The 17,854-nt window shown below is 61.7% G+C and carries 16 protein-coding genes and 2 tRNA genes; 15 read left to right on the top strand and 3 right to left on the bottom strand.

All coding sequences use genetic code 11. The features are described from left to right. Positions 1-255 precede the first annotated feature (255 nt). The 4 genes from I2H36_RS16320 to I2H36_RS16305 all read left to right on the top strand — a co-directional run bounded on the left by I2H36_RS16320 (position 256) and on the right by I2H36_RS16305 (position 1,587). Positions 256-332: transfer RNA gene (locus I2H36_RS16320), tRNA-Pro, on the top strand. A gap of 37 nt (positions 333-369) precedes the next feature. Further along, positions 370-675, top strand: a complete 306-nt coding sequence (locus tag I2H36_RS16315) for an ETC complex I subunit (RefSeq protein WP_196264966.1) — start codon at positions 370-372, stop codon at positions 673-675. Between the two features lie 21 nt (positions 676-696). After that, a tRNA-Arg gene (locus I2H36_RS16310) sits at positions 697-773 on the top strand. Between the two features lie 106 nt (positions 774-879). Continuing rightward, entirely contained in the window at positions 880-1,587 is a 708-nt protein-coding gene (locus tag I2H36_RS16305; protein WP_196264965.1) for a TVP38/TMEM64 family protein, read from the top strand. A gap of 17 nt (positions 1,588-1,604) precedes the next feature. Here the strand turns inward: I2H36_RS16305 and I2H36_RS16300 are convergent, their stop codons facing one another. Then, the gene (locus I2H36_RS16300) at positions 1,605-2,306 is read right to left on the bottom strand and encodes a GntR family transcriptional regulator (RefSeq protein WP_196264964.1); all 702 of its coding nucleotides are present in this window, start codon (positions 2,304-2,306) and stop codon (positions 1,605-1,607) included. Positions 2,307-2,405: 99 nt separating this feature from the next. Here I2H36_RS16300 and I2H36_RS16295 point away from each other — a divergent pair, with 99 nt between their 5' ends. The 7 genes from I2H36_RS16295 to I2H36_RS16265 all read left to right on the top strand — a co-directional run bounded on the left by I2H36_RS16295 (position 2,406) and on the right by I2H36_RS16265 (position 9,284). After that, positions 2,406-3,335 (top strand): dihydrodipicolinate synthase family protein, encoded by a 930-nt coding sequence (locus I2H36_RS16295; RefSeq protein ID WP_196264963.1) that lies wholly within the window; start codon positions 2,406-2,408, stop codon positions 3,333-3,335. A gap of 71 nt (positions 3,336-3,406) precedes the next feature. Continuing rightward, the gene (locus I2H36_RS16290; RefSeq protein WP_196264962.1) at positions 3,407-4,423 is read left to right on the top strand and encodes a 4-hydroxyproline epimerase; all 1,017 of its coding nucleotides are present in this window, start codon (positions 3,407-3,409) and stop codon (positions 4,421-4,423) included. Positions 4,424-4,450: 27 nt separating this feature from the next. Then, positions 4,451-5,686: an NAD(P)/FAD-dependent oxidoreductase gene (locus I2H36_RS16285; RefSeq protein ID WP_196264961.1), complete on the top strand. Its 1,236-nt coding sequence runs from the start codon at positions 4,451-4,453 to the stop codon at positions 5,684-5,686. Between the two features lie 110 nt (positions 5,687-5,796). Next, positions 5,797-6,546 carry an SDR family NAD(P)-dependent oxidoreductase gene (locus I2H36_RS16280; RefSeq protein WP_196264960.1) on the top strand — a complete coding sequence of 250 codons (750 nt, stop codon included), beginning with the start codon at positions 5,797-5,799 and terminating at the stop codon, positions 6,544-6,546. Positions 6,547-6,640: 94 nt separating this feature from the next. Continuing rightward, on the top strand, positions 6,641-7,738 hold the full coding sequence (locus tag I2H36_RS16275) for a spore photoproduct lyase family protein (protein WP_210331102.1): 1,098 nt from the start codon (positions 6,641-6,643) through the stop codon (positions 7,736-7,738). Between the two features lie 104 nt (positions 7,739-7,842). Continuing rightward, complete coding sequence (locus I2H36_RS16270; protein WP_196264958.1) at positions 7,843-8,040, top strand: hypothetical protein; 198 nt, start codon at positions 7,843-7,845, stop codon at positions 8,038-8,040. A gap of 470 nt (positions 8,041-8,510) precedes the next feature. Then, positions 8,511-9,284, top strand: a complete 774-nt coding sequence (locus I2H36_RS16265; protein WP_210331101.1) for a DUF2243 domain-containing protein — start codon at positions 8,511-8,513, stop codon at positions 9,282-9,284. Between the two features lie 15 nt (positions 9,285-9,299). Here the strand turns inward: I2H36_RS16265 and I2H36_RS16260 are convergent, their stop codons facing one another. After that, positions 9,300-9,674, bottom strand: coding sequence for a hypothetical protein (locus tag I2H36_RS16260; protein ID WP_196264957.1), 375 nt, complete (start codon positions 9,672-9,674; stop codon positions 9,300-9,302). A gap of 112 nt (positions 9,675-9,786) precedes the next feature. On the opposite strand from I2H36_RS16260, the gene I2H36_RS16255 reads away from it, so the two are divergent. Continuing rightward, complete coding sequence (locus I2H36_RS16255; RefSeq protein WP_343234464.1) at positions 9,787-11,856, top strand: prolyl oligopeptidase family serine peptidase; 2,070 nt, start codon at positions 9,787-9,789, stop codon at positions 11,854-11,856. Between the two features lie 294 nt (positions 11,857-12,150). Then, positions 12,151-14,592, top strand: a complete 2,442-nt coding sequence (locus I2H36_RS16250; protein ID WP_196264955.1) for a helicase-related protein — start codon at positions 12,151-12,153, stop codon at positions 14,590-14,592. A gap of 88 nt (positions 14,593-14,680) precedes the next feature. On the opposite strand, the gene I2H36_RS16245 is transcribed toward I2H36_RS16250, so the two are convergent. Continuing rightward, entirely contained in the window at positions 14,681-15,850 is a 1,170-nt protein-coding gene (locus I2H36_RS16245; RefSeq protein ID WP_196264954.1) for a M20 aminoacylase family protein, read from the bottom strand. A gap of 100 nt (positions 15,851-15,950) precedes the next feature. Between I2H36_RS16245 and I2H36_RS16240 the strand changes: the two genes are divergently transcribed. After that, positions 15,951-16,640 carry a phosphoribosyltransferase gene (locus I2H36_RS16240; protein ID WP_196264953.1) on the top strand — a complete coding sequence of 230 codons (690 nt, stop codon included), beginning with the start codon at positions 15,951-15,953 and terminating at the stop codon, positions 16,638-16,640. 166 nt (positions 16,641-16,806) lie between these two features. Beyond that, on the top strand, positions 16,807-17,847 hold the full coding sequence (locus I2H36_RS16235; protein WP_196264952.1) for an ABC transporter substrate-binding protein: 1,041 nt from the start codon (positions 16,807-16,809) through the stop codon (positions 17,845-17,847). Positions 17,848-17,854 lie beyond the last annotated feature (7 nt).

The raw sequence follows: 17,854 nt of genomic DNA, 5'->3' as shown, positions 1-17,854 counted from the left end.
GCGGCCCTTTTTCCTATGATATTGGAATGAATACTTCTCTTGTATTAGGAATGCACTCGCCCATCTGAGCTCAACAAGAGGCGATCGTTCCCCGGCCACCAGCGATTTCCCGGGACAATATCCCGACCAAGTCGATCTATGAGCCTTGCATCGGCCTCTCCTGATGCTTCGAGTTCACAGGAGAGTTGGACAAGGAACTGGAGGGCTTGCACAGGGGTTCTCAAATCGATAGAGAAACCAAGCTGTTGAAGATTTCGGGGTGTAGCGCAGTCTGGTAGCGCATCTGCTTTGGGAGCAGAGGGTCGCGGGTTCAAATCCTGCCGCCCCGACCATCATCACCGCATGAGTCTTGGAGAGAGTCCAAAACCGATGCCTGCACGGATCTACAAGCCTGCCAAGTCTGCAACTCAGTCCGGGATGGCCCGGACCAAGCAGTGGCTTCTCGTCTTCGAGCAGGATAAACCCCGCGAGATCGAGCCTTTGATGGGCTGGACGAGCTCGGGCGACACCCGCCAGCAACTTCGCCTGTGGTTCGATTCGAAGGAAGAGGCCATGGCCTATGCCGAGCGGGAAGGCATCGCGTACCGGGTCGAGGAGCCGCACGAGATCAAACGGCGGGCGATCTCCTATTCAGACAATTTCAAGTTCAACCGCGTCGGCCCCTGGACCCACTGAGGTCGAGGCGGGCTACCGAACGGCTCCGTAGCTCAGCTGGATAGAGCAGCCGCCTTCTAAGCGGCAGGTCGTAGGTTCGAGCCCTACCGGAGTCGCCATTCACCAATGGACGTGTCCGCTGTGCGGTGACTACCTCCACAGCTTCAGTCGGAACGGCAGGGAGGATCAAGCGTTTGGCTTCGTCCAAATGAGAAGTTCCCATCCTTGCCATCTGCATCCGCCAACCGAAAATTCATCTGGCTTGCCGCCGCATCCGTGATCGGCTTCATCGCTCTCATTGCGGCTTGGTTCCTTTTGCCCATGGATGAGTGGCTGCATCACTTCAGCCGATGGGCGCAAGGCCTTGGAACGACAGGCGTTGTCATTGTCAGCATCGGCTACGTCGTCTGCACATTGCTGCTCGTGCCCGGCGTGGCCCTGACCCTCGCGGTTGCCGTCGCCTATGGCTGGTGGGCGCTGACGATCTGCTTTTTAGGCGGTATGACGGCAGCCCTTATTTCCTTCCTGGTCAGCCGTTATCTCGCCCGGGAGGGAGTCAAGCGCTTCTTGGACCGGCATCCGACCATGAAGGCGGTCGACACGGTCGCCTATGAGGAGTCGTTCAAAACCATCGTGCTGGCCCGGCTGACGCCGGTCACTCCCTTCGCGGTCGAGAACTACGCCTTCGGCGTCACCGGCGTACGCCTCGGCTCATTCCTGTTGGCAACGGCCATCGGGATCGTGCCCGGGACGATCCAGAACGTGTGGATCGGCGTGATCGGCCGAACGGCCGCAGAGGGAGGTGCGGGCGTGATGAACTGGATTCTGCTAGCCGTTGGGCTGATGGCAACTATCGTCCTCACCGTCTGGATGACCCGGCAGGCCAAGAGTCGCATGAAGCAGCAGGCAGAGCCCGCCTTGCAGACCTCGTAACAACAGCATTTTCGGGGCTAGCCCCCCTTCTGATGCTCGTGGATATACTTCAGAAGCGACTTCCCTGCGCCCTCGATATGAGTCTTGAGGAGCTTGCAGGCCGCAGCAGTGTCCTCAGCGGCGCAGAGGCGAAGCAACTCGTCATGTTCGGCTTCTGCTCGCGCGCGGCCATCGGTCAGGGCGAGCTGAAGGCGGGTGTGGCGGTCGCATTCCTGCAGGAGATTCGCCACGATGGCGAGCGAGCGGGGCTGGCCGGCATGCTGGTACAGGACCATGTGAAATTCCCGGTTCAGCTCGCCCCAGCGGCTCACCTGCATAGCGTGGAGCTCAGAGCTGTATTCCTTCAGGATGTCCTCTAGCCGGCGGTAATCCGTTTCCCTCAGGTGCGGAGCCGAGGCCTTGAGAAGGCGCGGCTCCAGCAGTGCCCGGAGTTCGAACAGCTCCTCGACCTCCTCCGGCGAGAGCGCTGACACGATGGCGCCTCGATGGGGATGGATCTTGACGAGCCCCTCGGCCTCGAGCTGCATCAGAGCTTCGCGAACCGGGATTCGACTGACCCCGAATTCCACGGCCAGAGCCTCCTGGCGCAGCTGGAAGCCGGCCTGGAATTCGCCGTCCACGATGCGACGGCGCAGCTCCCCGGCTACCGAGGCGGAGATCGTCCGGTGCTGGAGTGTCTTGTGAATGGGCGTCGGGGGCGGTGCGGCTCGGTTCGTCATCAAATTCATGCAGCAGGAGGGAAGGGTATCGCTTGACAGTGTAGATTTTATACAATCTACAATACAGAACTTCAATGCCTCATTGGGAGCAGGACCATAATGGCGTACAAAATCGGTTGGGAAGGCGTCTTTCCCGCGGTCACCACCCAGTTCAAATCGAACTTTGATCTCGATCTCGATGCCACGGCCAAGGTGCTGGACGGCCTGATCCGGGACGGCGTCTCAGGTCTTATCGTCTGCGGCACCGTTGGCGAGAACACGTCCCTGAGCCGCTCCGAAAAGGTCGCCATCATGGAAACCGCCAAGAGCGTATCCCGCGGCCGGGTGCCGGTGATCGCCGGCATCGCTGAGTTCACCACCCAGTTCGCCTCCGAGGTTGCAAAGGAGGCCGCACGCGTCGGCGTCGATGGCGTGATGGTTATGCCCGCCCTGGTCTACTCCTCGAAGCCACATGAGACCGCCGCCCATTTCCGCGGCGTTGCCGAGGCCACCGATCTTCCTGTGATGGTTTACAACAATCCGCCGATCTACAAGAACGACGTGACGCCTGACATCCTGGCGTCGCTCGCCGATTGCGAAACCATTGTCTGCTTCAAGGATTCGTCTGGCGACACGCGCCGCTTCATCGACACCAAGAACATGGTGGGCGACCGTTTCGTCCTCTTCGCCGGCCTCGACGACGTGGTGGTCGAGAGCGTGATGCTCGGCGCGGCGGGTTGGATTTCCGGCATGTCCAATGCCTTCCCCCAGGAGGGCGAGACCCTGTTCCGTCTGGCGAAGGCCGGCCGCTATGAGGAGGCGAGGGCGCTCTACGAGTGGTTCATGCCACTCCTGCATCTCGATGCGCGGCCGGATCTCGTACAGTGCATCAAGCTCTGCGAGGAAATCATGGGTCGCGGCTCGGCTCTCACTCGTCCGCCGCGTCTGCCCCTCGAAGGAGCGGACCGCGCTCATGTCGAAGCTGTCATGGACAAGGCACTTAAGAACCGTCCGAAGCTGCCGGATGTAGGCCTGAAATCCGCAGCCTGAAAAACGAGGCGGTGCGATCTCGCGGCGCCTGTCATCTTCGATAAGATCTCTTGTGAACAGCGAGTGAGGCCATGGCGCGCCACACCTTCTTCTGCATCGACGGCCATACCTGCGGCAACCCTGTCCGCGTGGTCGGCGGCGGCAGCATTCCCCAGCTCAAAGGGGACACAATGTTCGAACGCCGCCAGCATTTCCTGGCGGAATACGACTGGATCCGCACCGGCCTGATGTTCGAGCCTCGCGGCCACGATATGATGTCGGGCTCCATCCTCTACCCGCCGACCCGGCCGGATTGCGATGTCGGCATCCTGTTCATCGAGACGTCCGGCTGCCTGCCCATGTGCGGCCATGGCACCATCGGCACGGTGACCATCGCGCTTGAGAACGGCCTGATTCATCCCAAGACACCCGGCCTGCTGCGGCTCGATACGCCAGCCGGCGTGGTTGAGGCGCGCTACGAGCAGAACGGTCCCTTCGTGGAGCGGGTGCGCATCACCAACATCCCGTCTTTCCTTTATGGCACTGGCTACGAGGTCGAGGTCGAAGGGCTTGGGCACCTCATGGTCGATGTGGCCTATGGCGGCAACTTCTATGCCATCGTGGAGCCGCAGACGCTCTATTCGGATGTGGCAGACGTCAACCCGTCCGACATCCTGCGCTGGAGCCCGAAGCTGCGCGAGGCGTTCAATGCGCGCTACCAGATCGCGCATCCCGAGAACCCGGCCATCAACCGCCTGACCCACGTGCTATGGACCGGTAAGGCCCAGACACCAAGTGGCACCGCGCGCAATGCAGTGTTCTACGGCGACAAGGCGATCGACCGCTCACCCTGCGGGACTGGCACCTCCGCCCGCATGGCGCATCTGGCCGCCCGCGGAGCACTGAAAGAGGGCGATGCCTTCGTGCACGAGAGCATCATCGGCTCGACCTTCACGGGACGCATCGAAGGGCGCACCAAGGTGGGTGACCGGGATGCCATCATCCCGTCGATCGAGGGATGGGCGCGGGTCACAGGGTTCAACACCATCTTCGTCGACGACCGGGATCCTTTCGCCAACGGCTTCCAGGTTGTCGACCAGAACCGCTAGGCCTTAAGCCTGCTTTAGGAACGAACCATGCGGGTCGCGATCATCGGTGCAGGCATTGTGGGGCTTGCCACCGCGCACGCCTTGCTCGACAGAGGCCATGAGGTCGTTTTGATCGAGCCGGGCGGCAAGCAAGGGCGCCCGACGGACGGCAATGCCGGCTGGATCGCCCATACCGACGTCATGCCGCTCGCCTCGCCGAAGGCCTGGCGGAACCTGCCAGGCTGGCTCATGGATCCGCTCGGGCCGCTCACCATCCGGCCGGGCTACCTGCCACATCTGGCACCGTGGCTAGTGCGCTTTCTGCTAGCCTCGTCGCCCTCACGGATCAAGGCCAGCATTGGGGCGATTCGCTCGATCAACGCGGAGGCGCTGCCGGCCTGGAAGGCACTCCTGTCCTCTCTGAATTTGGATGGGCACCTCAGGGGGAAGGGAATTCTCTCCGTGTGGAGGCATCGAGGCGACTTCATTCGATCTCAGGACATCATCGACCGTCAGCGCAGCTTTGGAATTGCGGCGGAGGCTCTGCACCCTGAAGAACTCGCGGAGTTGGAACCGTCGCTTCACAGCGTCGAAGCCGCTGTGTTGTATCCGGATGCGTGCTATGTTTCCGACCCAGCTGTTCTCGCTGCCGACCTTCTGCGACTGGCTCTCGAGCGCGGCGCCGTTCCTGTGGCGGCGCACGCCTCAAGAATCGAGCTGCAGGACGGGGCGATTCACATTCATACACATAGTGCCGAGAAAGCCGTGGTTGCCGATCGGCTCGTGATCTCGGCCGGGATCTGGTCTCGCGCCTTGGCTGCCCAGCTCGGCGACCGGATCCCGCTCGATACCGAGCGAGGCTACAACGCGACCTATCCAAAGGGTACGTTCGGGATCAGTCGACCGATCATGTTCGAAGGCGAGGGCTTCGTCACAACGCCTCTCGACACGGGCGACCGGGTCGGCGGCGCGGTCGAGTTCGCCGGAACTGAGGCTCTGCCCAACCATAGCCGGACTGATGCTATGGTGCAGCGTCTGACGCGCTTCCTGCCCCATGTGCAATCAGAGCCGTCCGCAAAGCGATGGATGGGGTTCCGGCCTTCGATCCCGGATTCCCTGCCGGTCATCGGGCCTGCCGGGCGGGACCGGCGCGTGATCTACGCCTTCGGTCATGGGCATTATGGCTTGACCCAGGCTGCGATCACGGCCCAGATGGTCGCGGGTATGCTCGAAAGGCGACCGGGCCCCGTCGACGGCAGTCCGTTCTCCGCACAGCGTTTCTGATCCGGCTGCCCCGTTCACAAATGCCGGAGCACGGTGCGGACGGGGATGATAGGTCTTTCCCTTCATGGCAAAAGCCGCGCATATTCTAGCGTCACTCCTGCCAGGTTCTCATGACCTCAACAAATCCCTTGGGAAGTCTTGAGCGGTCCTCACGGGCTGCTGTGATCGGTGCCTCGGGAGGAATCGGATCGGCTGTCACGGAGTTGCTGGCAGGCGAGGGGTTCGAGGCTGTCCATGCCTTGTCACGGAGAGGGTTCGACAGCGGGTATCGAGGCGTACGAGCAGGGGTCATCGATATCGAGCACGAGCCCAGTGTTGCCGCAACGGCTGGGGAACTCCGAGACGGCGCCCCATTGCGTCTGGTTCTTGTGGCAACCGGATTGCTGCATGCAGCGGACTATCAGCCAGAGAAAACCTATCGAAGCCTCGATCCGGAACTTCTGGCCAGGAGTTTTCGCATCAATGCCATCGGGCCTGCGCTGGTCGCCAAACACATGCTGCCTTTGTTGCCGAAGGGCGGGAAGAGCATTTTCGCCGTGATCTCGGCCCGTGTCGGCAGTATCGAGGACAATCGGCTCGGCGGGTGGTACAGCTACCGCGCGTCGAAAGCTGCTCTCAACCAGCTCATGCGCACCCTGGCCGTGGAACTCCGGCGCCAGAAGCCCGACGCCATCTGTGTTGCCCTTCATCCTGGAACCGTCGATACAGCCTTAAGTCAGCCATTTCAGAGAGGAGTTGAAAGCGGGAATCTCTTTACTCCCGCCTATGCCGCCGAGCGACTGCTCAGTGTCCTGGATGGTCTCACCGCAGCGGACAGTGGAGGGTTCTTCGCCTGGGACGGACAACGCATCCCATTCTGAGCTTCGTGCCGACCAAGCCTGAAGCTGTGGCAGATTGCCCGTGAAGGACCTCCGGTTAGCGGTCGGCGTTACTTCCGTTGAAGGAGATGCCGTGTTGAATGCCGGGTTAGCCCTTGATGAGAAGAAGGAGGGTGCGCCCAAGCTCTGGCGGCCCAAGCGCGTGCTTGTGACGCCGGCGGCGCTGGAATGGGACCATGGCCGCGCCATTCTGGAGCGAGCGGCCTCTCTGGGGTCTGAGATCGTCGAGCTGAAAAGCAACCGCCTCACGGGTCTCGCCGGCGAGAATGAACGGCAGAGCTACGTGAATGCCAAGACGACCCTCGCAGTTGTCGTGGCGCCTCCAGGCAAGCTTCGTCTGCAGCCGATTCCGCCAAGCGCGGATTGGCGGGTCGATCTTGCGGAGGGCTGCCCGGCCCATTGCCAGTACTGCTACTTGGCAGGCTCGCTCTCCGGTCCTCCGGTCACGAGGGTTTACGCCAATCTCCCGGGGATCATTGGCAGCCTAGCAGATTATGCCGGCAAGGGCACCGTGACCTCGCGATCCCCGGATCGCATACACGAGGGTACCACGTTCGAGGCGTCTTGCTACACCGACCCGTTGGGCATCGAGCACCTTACCGGCTCATTGGCAGCGACCATCGCGCATTTCGGATCTTGGCAGGCTCCCGTGCAACTCCGGTTCACCACCAAATATGATGCCATCCAGCCTTTGCTCGGCATCGCGCATGGCCGGCGTACCCGGATCCGCTTTTCCGTCAATGCGATGCCTGCGGCTCGTTTCGAGGGTGGGACAGCACCCGTTTCAGCGCGACTGTATGCCATGCGATTGGCAGCCTTGGCCGGCTATAGAATAGGCCTGACGATTGCACCGATCATGCCCGTCGAGAACTGGCGTGGGGCCTACGGCGCTTTGCTCCAGGAAGCCGCCGCCGCAACGCGCGATGTGCCTGATCTCGATCTGTCGGTGGAACTCATTACCCACCGGTTCACGCCTGGGTCCAAAACCGTCCTGAACGGGTGGTATTCGGGTTCGGACCTCGACATGGATGAACAGACACGGGTACGGAAGACAACCAAGTTCAACTCGGTCAAATATGTCTATCCGTCCGAAATCATGAAGCAGATGCGCGGCTTCTTCGAAAAGGCGATTGAGGACTATCTTCCATCCGCTCGGATTCTCTACTGGACCTGAAAGCTATCGCCAGAGTGAATTTATTCGACCTTGATCGGGATCAAGGAAATACCCGAATGTGCCGTCATGATGCACAAGGCATTTGCGACAGCACGGAGGCTCACATGCTCGGCTGGATCGTTCGAATTCTGATGATCGCGGCCGGCTTCGTGACGGGCTGGTTCGTCGCCAAGGATGCGCCGATATTCGGCGCCGCGCAGGTGATGATGACCCTCATCCTCATCGCACTCATCGTTGCGGTCGTGGCGTTCTGGCCGCATCGTTGGACGATAGCGATTAACCGGCTTTACCGATCCCGATGAATGAGACTGCTCCGTTTAGTGCTGAACTCCGAGGGGCCAAGGTGCAAACAGACTGGGACGCCTCCACAGGACGAAATGATCCTGCGCGGCGAGTTTCAAGTCGGTGTCCTTCTCCAAAAGGGCAATCTGCGCCTCGACGATCTTGAGTTGTCGCTCAAGCTTTGCGGCACGTCGGGCTTTGGATGCAGAAGGTTTTGGTTTCCTGCTCTTCATCTGGCACCTTAGGGTCCGAAACGTGGCCTTCGCTCTCCCTGCTGAGGAAGACGACGACCGAGGCTCGGATGGCCATGCTTGTGCCCCCTACAAATCGTTCGTTGTATTGTTGATTCGAATCCTACCTGAGGGGTGTCTTCTCGTCTGTCAGGAACCCGACACATCAATGACAATCGTAAACATGGATGAATCTTTGAAACCTCCGATCAGCACCGACGGTTGAGGGAACGAAACGGCTCTCCAACCCAGGGCATATCTTGGCAATCACCGCATCCCGACGCTGCCATCCGTGGCCCGGCTATGTGCTTGGCTTCGCCCTCGGCGGCTTCTTCGATGGAATTCTGCTCCACCAGATCCTGCAATGGCATCATCTCCTGAGTGCCATCAACGGCGACGACATCCGATTCCAGGTTGCTGCCGATGGGTACTTCCATGCCCTAATGTACGTGATTGCCGCCATGGGGCTTTGGATGTTGTGGGCCTCGGGGCGCAACCCTGTCGGGATGTCGGGCCGTCTGCTGCTAGCTGGAATCCTGATCGGCTTCGGTGTGTGGCACATCGTCGATGCGGTTCTGTCCCATTGGCTCCTCGGAATCCACCGGATCCGGATGGACAGCAGCAGCCCGCTCTTCTGGGATCTCCTCTGGCTGGGCCTCTTCGGTCTCGTGCCGGTGATCCTCGGGTGGATCATGCGCGGGTCGACGGGCGACGGATCCGGGGCTGTCCGATCGCCCAATCAAGCCCGCACGTTGGTATCTCTTCTGATTTTCGGCATGGGCGCTATGGGAATTTGGCCGTTGCGAGGGGATGAATTTACCACGGTGATGTTCTTACCGGGCACAGGGCAGGAGTATGCCATCAAATCGCTCGCATCGGTCGATGCGCAGATGGTCTGGATGGATGGCAGCGGGGAAATCGCGGTCGTCACGCTGCCTGATGGGCAATCAGGCTGGAAGCTGTTCTGGCATGGCGCGATCCTCGTGACCGGGGCGGGCCTTCCCGCAGGCTGCCTCAACAATCTGCGCACCTGACAGGTCTGTCGATTATCAGCGCCTGCGCAGACGCTCGATGGCATCCTTATGCGCTGCGGGGTTGACGTCATACTCGGCCGCAAGACGCTTGATCTCGGCTAGCCGTTCCTCCGTGGTCAGCTTGGGGCTTAGGCTCGCTATGGCGGCCAGAAACGATGCGCCCGCCAAAACGGGGTCCCGTCGTCTGGCGGTCTGCTCGCGCTCCTTCTTCAGCTCCGCCTGACGCTGCTTATAGGTCTCCAGCGGGCCGAATGCCCGAAGGGCCCGGTTGCGTAGGGCTTGAGCTGGGAGGTCGTGTTCCTGCGCGATATCCTGCAGGGCGCCTTCCGGATCCTCTCCCGCCAACAGGGCTTCCGCGAGTTCCTCCAGCGCCGAAACGAACGGATCCATGATAGCCCCTTTTCTTGAGTGGTTTGACCGTCAACGGACAGTGACGGGTTCGGTTCTCATAGAAATATTGCCGAAGGCTTGAGCTGACCAATAATGCCAATCATCGATTCTCATCCCACTCGAGCGGAATCCACACACCATGGCCGAACAGCTTCAGGAACGTATTGATCCCTACCTTTGGCTGGAGGATGTGGAGGGCGGCGAGGCGCTGGCCTGGGTGCGCAAACATAACGAAGCCACCAAGGCGGCCCTGTGCGATCCGGCTTTCGAAGCCGACAAAAAGACGCTCTACGAGATCTCGACCCGACCGGACAACATCCCATTTATCACCCGACGGCGGGATCAACTCTACAACTTCTGGCAGGATGCGTCCCATGTGCGCGGTTTGTGGCGCCGCACCATCTTGGAGGATTACCGCCGGCCGGAGCCCACCTGGGAGACGGTGCTCGACATTGATGCACTCGCTCGAGCTGAGGGAGAAGACTGGGTCTGGAAGGGCTGCACTACCCTTGAGCCGGAGCAGCGCTACGGTCTGGTGAGCCTGTCGCGAGGCGGGGCTGACGCCGTCGTGGTCCGCGAGTTCGATCTCGTCCAGAAGCAGTTCGTCCAGGACGGGTTTGCCCTGCCGGAAGCCAAGGGCGGAGCAACGTGGCTCGATCAGGATACGCTTCTCGTCTCGACCACCCTCGGGGCGAAGGCCACCACCGCTTCGGGTTATCCGCGTACCGTTCGCCTGTGGCGCCGCGATTCGGATTTCATGCAGGCGCCGGTCGTCTTCGAAGGCGAGGCCAGCGACATCTACATCTCGGCGTCGGTGGATCGCGAGCCCGGTTTCGAGCGCACCTTCTACCGACGGCAGATCACCTTCGAGGAGGGGCTCAGCTACGTTGCACGCAAGGAAGGCGAGCCCGTGCTGATCGATCTGCCACTCGACGCCCGCTTCAATGTGGAGAGGGATTGGCTCGTCGTGAAGCTGAAAAGCGACTGGAGCCTTCCGGAGCGCACCTATCCGGCCGATGCGCTCCTGGCGATGAGCTTCTCGCGCTTCCTTGAAGGAGAGCGCCGGTTCGAAGTGCTGTTCGAACCCGGCCCGCGACGCGTCCTCTCCAGCTTCTGGTGGACCAAGTCCCGGCTGGTGCTCACGGTTCTCGACAATCTCGCCAGCCAGATCTGGCTCGGAACGCCGGGCTCACCCTGGAGCCTTGAGCAACTCGAGGAGCTGCCGGACACGGCCTTCGTCCACGCCATGTCGCTGGATGCAAGCCAGTTGGAACGAACCGACGAGATTCTCCTGACGATCTCCAGTTTCGTCGAACCGATGAAGCTCGCGCTGGTGACGGGGGATAGGCGGATCGAAGTTTTGAAGGAAGCGCCCGCCGCCTTCGATGCCTCCGGTCTGGAGGTGACGCGGCATGAAGCCGTCTCCGTGGATGGAGAGTGGATTCCTTATTATCAGATCGGGCCGAAGGGCCAGGACGAACCGCGCCCAACAGTGCTCTACGGCTATGGCGGCTTCTCTGTCTCAATGACGCCAGGCTATCTCGGCGGCATCGGCAAGACGTGGCTCGAGCGGGGCAATGTGTGGGTGGTGGCCAACATCCGCGGTGGAGGCGAGTTCGGAGCGGCCTGGCACAAGGCCGGCATGCGAGAGGGCAAGCGCCGCTCCCACGATGACTTCGCCGCCATTGCCCGAGACCTTGCCGACCGGGGCGTGACAAGGCCGAAACAGCTGGCGGCCTATGGCGGCTCCAATGGCGGCCTGCTCGTGGGCAACATGCTGACCCGCTATCCTGAGCGCTTCGGGGCGATCTGGTGTACCGTGCCGCTTCTCGACATGCAGCGCTACACACGTCTGCTGGCCGGGCCGAGCTGGGTGGCGGAGTATGGCGATCCGGACAAGCCCGAGGATTGGTCCTACATGGCGGGCTTTTCCGCCTACCAAAACCTGGAGGCGGGGCGCGCCTATCCTCCCGTGCTGCTGGTCACATCCCGACGGGACGACCGCGTGCACCCGGGCCACGCCCGCAAGATGGCGGCCAGGCTGGAGGCGCTGGAGCAGCCGGTCTTCTTCTACGAGCCCGACGATGGCGGCCATGGCGCCGCCAATAAGGAGCAGGCGGCTTTTCTCTCGGCTTTAGGCTTGTCCTTCCTGCGAAGAACGTTGAACGGGGAAAGCCGTTAAGCAGGGGATAACGCTTTGCAAAGGTGAGCCGTCCATAGCCGGCGGCTCTCTTGATAATGCACTATGCCGCAATCACATAGAAGCAGAGGAAAAGCGCGTCACCTCAACGTCTTAACCTCCTCAGCCGGTCGTCAAAGGTACGACCGGAGCAGCGAGATCATCATCGCATCACAGCAATAATCGAAAACATCTGCAGCCTTCGGGAGTTTCCCCAGCGCGCTGCGCAAGCCGTGACGGCACGCTGTCCATGAAAAGGCGGAAGCCGCTTTGGCGCTTCACCTTCCGGAAATCTGAATGTCCAAGAAATCGAAGAGCTTTGTGAGCCTCAACCACCTGCCGGGCATTCTGCTCGCCAGCCAGACTGAATGTATGCGCTGGATCGAGGCCGGACTGATCCCGGTGGCCGAACGCCGGACCGTGCATCGACGAGGACGGAACGTCGAGGAACCGATGTTCGATCCCGAGGTCGTTGCGCAGCTTGCCGCCGAAGTGCCGGCGTGGCGGGAGCACGGCGACCAAGGAAGCCAGGGAGCGCGCTCTGAAGCACGCGGGAGGGAAGGCGGCAGATCGGCCGACCCATCGCTCGATGAGGCGGCGCATCGGCGGCGCCAGAGCATGCTCGCGCCCATCCGGAAAAACACAGGCGTCTACATCGCCGAGGACATTCGTCGGATCGAGAGCGGCCGCTGGAAGCCAGAGCGTGTTTTCGCCGGCTACCGTGCCGTGTTCAGCCGGCCGATGCAGGTCCTGCCGGACAGCGAGCCTATCGAGATCGCCGTCGAGTTTGCGTTTGTCGAACCGGTAGAGGTTGCTGCCGTGACCCTGGCACCGGCTCGGGTGGAGCGAGCCGAGCTCACGGTCGCCTCGGAAGCCCTGGAAGCAAGACTGATCGAACTGCGCGATGCCACGTTCGAGGCCTGCGAGCAGGAGCTTGGCGGCTGGCGCGATGAGCTTGAGACCTATCTCGACGCATTCGAGGATGCAGGCGAGCGGCAGGCGATCCTTGGCGGCATCCGTGCCGCTGTCGACAAGCTCGAACGGATCCATGGGTCCGACAAAGGCGGTCCTGCCGCTGCCGCGCGCAAGCTGCGACAGAAGCTCGATGACTACCGCTCGAAAGCCGCGGCTCGCAGGCTCCGGCACCTGCGCGAGGCCCAGATCCGCGAAGCCTCCGGCTACGAGCGCTATGCGGCAATCTTCCCCGTCGCCCGTTCCCTCAACCGACGTTTCCTTTTCCTGGCCGGGCCGACCAACTCAGGCAAGACCTATGAGGCGCTGAAGCTCGCGCGCGAGGCCGAGACTGCTGAAATCCTTTCTCCCCTGCGCCTCCTGGCGCTGGAGCATTTCGAGCGCATGAGCGAGGAGGGGCTTCCGGCCGGCATGGTGACGGGCGAGGAGCGGGTGCTGCCGGAAGGCGCGACGCACATTGCCCGCACCATCGAGACGCTCGATTTGCATCGCGTTGTCGATGTCTGCGTCATCGACGAGGTTCAGATGCTGGGAGATCCGAGCCGTGGCTGGGCTTGGACTCAGGCGATGGTCGGCGCCCCCGCAAAGCTCGTGGTCTTGACGGGTGCGCCGGAAGCAATCCCTCTCGTCGAGCACCTGCTCGCCATGACCGGCGAACCACTGGAGGTGAAGATCCTCAAGCGCAAGGGTAGGCTGCGCGTCGAAGGTGTGCCGGCCAATCTCGCCAAGTTGACCCGTGGTGATGCGGTGGTAGCCTTCACCCGCCGTGATGTGCATGACCTGCGGGCGCGCCTCGTGCAATCGGGGCGCACGGTCGCAACCGTTTACGGTGCGTTGGGCCCTGAAGTTCGCCGGGCCGAGGCCGCGCGCTTCCGCAATGGCGAGGCCGAAATCCTGGTGGCCACCGATGCCATCGGCATGGGATTGAATATCGGGCCGCTGCGGCGGGTCGTATTCTCCACCCTGCGAAAGTACGATGGCGTGCGTGATCGCCAACTTACCGCCATGGAGATCAAGCAGATTGCCGGCCGTGCAGGACGCTTCGGACACCACGATGAAGGTCTCGTGACGGCTCTGCCGGACGTCGGCGGCTACGCCCAGGTGGAGAAGATCATCAGTCAAGCACTGACGGGCGATGCCGAGAAGCTGCGGGGGAAGGCCTATGTCCGTCCCAACCAGGAAACCGTGCTCTCGGCGAGCGAGGTGCTGCAGACGGATCGCCTTGGTCGCGTGCTTCGTCACCTGTACGACACCCTCGTGGCGGGCCACCCGGATCTGCGCATGGCCGACATGGACGAGATGATTGATCTGGCAACGCTTCTCGACACTGTCGATATGCCGATCCTCGACCGATTGTCCTATTCCATGGCGCCGGTCGACGGTCGCGAGCAGCTGGCCGTCGAACTGCTCCTGGACTGGGCCCGGCAGCATGCCCGAGACGGGCGTGTTCAGGCGCCTGATTTCGGGGTCAACACGGATCTCCTCAAGCTTGAGGCTCGAGTGAAGATTGCCACCTCCTGGCTTTGGCTCGCTCAGCGTTATCCGGCTGTCTTCGAGGATGTGGAGGCTGTTGTCGATCTGCGCGCAAGCCTTAACGCCAAGATCGAAGAAAAGCTCGTCGCAACCTCCGTTTCGCATCGTCGGAAACCCGAGGACAAAGTGCGGCGGGACAGGGGCAAGGCTACGCAGAAGCAAAGAAGGAACCGGCAGCGTAGAACAGAGTCCGATGCCGGTGATCTGGAGCAGGTTCGCCCCAGGAGGCACTAAAGCATTTTTCGGCGAATTGGATCCGGTTCGCCGCCAAAAATGCGGCAGAGGAAAGAAGAGAGATGGTTCCATACTAGTGGAATCATCTCTAGGCTGATAGCTCCTGCTCAATGAGCGCAACCCAGAAGGCGACGCCGGTCGGGATTGCTTCGTCGTTGAAGTCGTAGGCCGCGTTGTGGTGGAGCGCTCCGTTCATAGCGGGGCCGTTTCCGAGCCAGACATAGGCACCCGGAGCTGCCTCGCTGAAGAATGCGAAGTCATCACCGGCCGTCGATGGCTCGAAATTCGTCACGACCTTCGAGCTGCAGACAGCTTGCGCCGCCTTCAAGGCTCGTACCGTGGCATCGGCATGGTTGATCACGGGTGGGATACGCCTGCGGAATTCGTACGAGACGTTGATATCGAACATTGCGGCAATACCCTTGGCGAGGCGCCCGATTTCCGCTTCGAGTTGATCGCGTACCTCAGCGGAGTAAGCCCGCGCCGTACCGCCGATCTCGACCATATCGGGAATGACGTTGAGCGCCCGTTGATCGCCGGCTTGTACAGAGCAGGCGCTCACCACTGCAGGCTGCAGCGGGTTGACCACGCGCCCCACAATGGTCTGCAAAGCCGCAAGGAAGTGGCCGCTCGCCGTGATCGGATCCTTGCCGAGATGGGGCTTGGCCCCATGGGTGCCGACGCCCATGAAGGTCACGAACCAGCTGTCAGACGAGGCAAGCTGCGGGCCTGCGGTGACGGCCATCTCGTTGACAGCTAATCCTGGCATGTTGTGCAGGCCATAGACCGCATTGCAGGGAAAGAGGTCGAAGAGCCCGTCCTCCACCATCTTCTTCGCTCCGCCCCGGCCTTCCTCCGCCGGCTGGAAGATGAAATGCACCGTGCCGGAGAACTTGCGGATTCTGGCCAAGTAGCGAGCCGCTCCAAGGAGGAGCGTCGTGTGTCCGTCATGGCCGCAGGCATGCATCTTGCCGGGGAACTTCGATTGGTACGGACGCTCCGCATGCTCCGGCATGGCCAGTGCGTCCATGTCGGCACGAAGACCAATGGTGCGCATGCCGTTGCCGACCTGGAGGGTGCCGACGACCCCTGTCTTGCCCAGTCCTCGATGCACCTGAAAGCCTGCCTCCTCCAATAGGGAAGCAACGATCCCGCTCGTCCGCTCCTCCTCGAAACCAAGTTCCGGATGGGCATGGAGATCCTGGCGGAGGTTGCGCAGGAATGGTAGGTCGGCCTGAATGAGGTCCTGAAGGGGCATCGTGCTGTCATCCTGGATAAGCCGGCTCGAATGGTTCGATAACCCGGCGAAGGATAGCCCACAATCACCCTCCGCGTGTCTGAGGGACAAGGAGCGAGCGATGCAGCCCCATGACTTCTGGCAGGAGATCCATCCGCCATCGACCTTCGATGGCCACCCAGCCGAGGGCCATCGCAGATTCTATCCTGCGGAGTTCGAGGATGGACGTCAGCTGCGCCTGCCGATCCGGGAGTTGGCCGATGGCGAGCATGCCCTGGCCTCACTCATCATCAACCAGGCCGGCTTTGCTGTGGAAGACGCCCTCTGCGCCAGCCTTGCCGAGAAGGTCCGCGCTTTTGAGCCGGAGGTGGTGGTTGGGCTTCCGACCCTCGGACTCACCCTGGCGAGCGGCACAGCCAAGAAGCTCGGGCACAGCCGCTATGTCCCCCTCGGGACCTCCCGTAAGTTCTGGTACCGGGAGGATCTGTCGGTGCCGATGACATCGATCACCAGCCCCGACCAGCTCAAGCGGCTCTATCTCGATCCGCGCATGCTCCCTTTGATCGAAAACAGGCGGGTCCTGCTGGTGGACGATGTGATCAGCAGCGGGCGATCGATCGCCGCCGCGCTGGAGCTCCTCACCTCGTGCGGGGTCTTGCCCGTCGCCATCGGCGCGGCAATGCTCCAGACCGATGCATGGCGGGACAAGCTCGCCGCTCTCGGCCCAGAATGGCCAGAACGGGTAGTAGGCGTGCTGCGGACGCCACGGCTCAAGCGGATTGCTGGCGGTGGCTGGATGCCTGCTTTCTGATTTGGGAGCTTTTTGAGCAGAATGGCGGTAACGTGGGCAATGTCCGTGAGAGGCGGGGCTTTTCCATGGCCATGGTTGTGTTAATGCCTATGCACCAGGGCAGGGGGCCATGGCCAAAACGACGGCCCTCTCGGCAGCGAAACATTGAAACATAGGAGACCTTAAGATGGTAGGGCGTTGGTACAAACCGCTTGCAGGCACGACCTTTCTTCTGGCGGCGCTGTTGTCGGCTCCGGTCATGGCTCAGAACAAGACCCTGACGATCTCCTGGTGGGGCTTTAACGGCGATAAGCTGGAAGAGATTGTGCTCAAGCCGTTCCGCGCCCAATGCGGCTGCGAGCTGGTCTTCGAGACTGGCAATAACGCCGACCGCCTGAACAAGATCAAGATCCGCGGCGGCAGCGGCGTCGATGTGGTTTATCTTACCGACAGCTACTCCCAGCTCGGCATCCAGGAAGGCCTGTTCCAGCCGGTCGACCGTTCCAAGCTCCCCAACCTCAATGGCATCTATGAACTGGCCCGCGCGCCGCAGGGCCAGTTCGGCCCAGCTTACACGATCGGCCGCGTTGGGATCATCTACGACAGCGCCAAAGTCAGCGCGCCTGTCACCTCCTGGAATGATTTGTGGCGGGAAGACCTGAAGCGCCGGGTCTCCCTTCCCGGCATCACCACCACGGCCGGCCCGATGACCGTTCTGGTTGCCGCGAGCAAGGCGGGCGTCGATCCCTACAAGGACGAAAAGGCGGCCTTCAAAGCCCTCGAGCAGCTAAAGCCCAACGTGGTGAAGAACTACAACACGGGTTCCGAGCTCGTGAACCTGTTCTCGACCGGCGAGGTTTCCGTGGCCATGGCGCAGGACTTCACACTGGCCCAGATCCAAGCTGCCGTTCCGACGGTGCGCTGGGCTGAGCTGAAGGAGGGAGACTACGCGACCCTCAACACGGTGAACATCGCCAAGGGCGCGGCCAACCCGGAACTCGCGCACCAGTTCATCAACTTCATTCTCGATCCCAAGATTCAGCAGACGCTGGCCGAGCGCGGCGTGGATGCTCCCGTTGCAACCGCCGTGCAGCTCAAGCCGGAGGAAGCTGCCCGCTGGACCTATGGCCAGAAGATGATCTCGTCGCTCAAGCGCCTGGACTATGAAAAGCTCAATGCGGCCAAGACCGACTGGCTCGATGCCTGGAGCGAGGTCTTCGGGAAGTAATCCAGCT

This window comes from Microvirga terrestris (assembly GCF_015694425.1).
Classification (GTDB): domain Bacteria; phylum Pseudomonadota; class Alphaproteobacteria; order Rhizobiales; family Beijerinckiaceae; genus Microvirga; species Microvirga terrestris.
The sequence above is the reverse complement of the archived record's forward strand: the minus strand, read 5'-3'. Positions and strand labels throughout refer to the sequence as shown.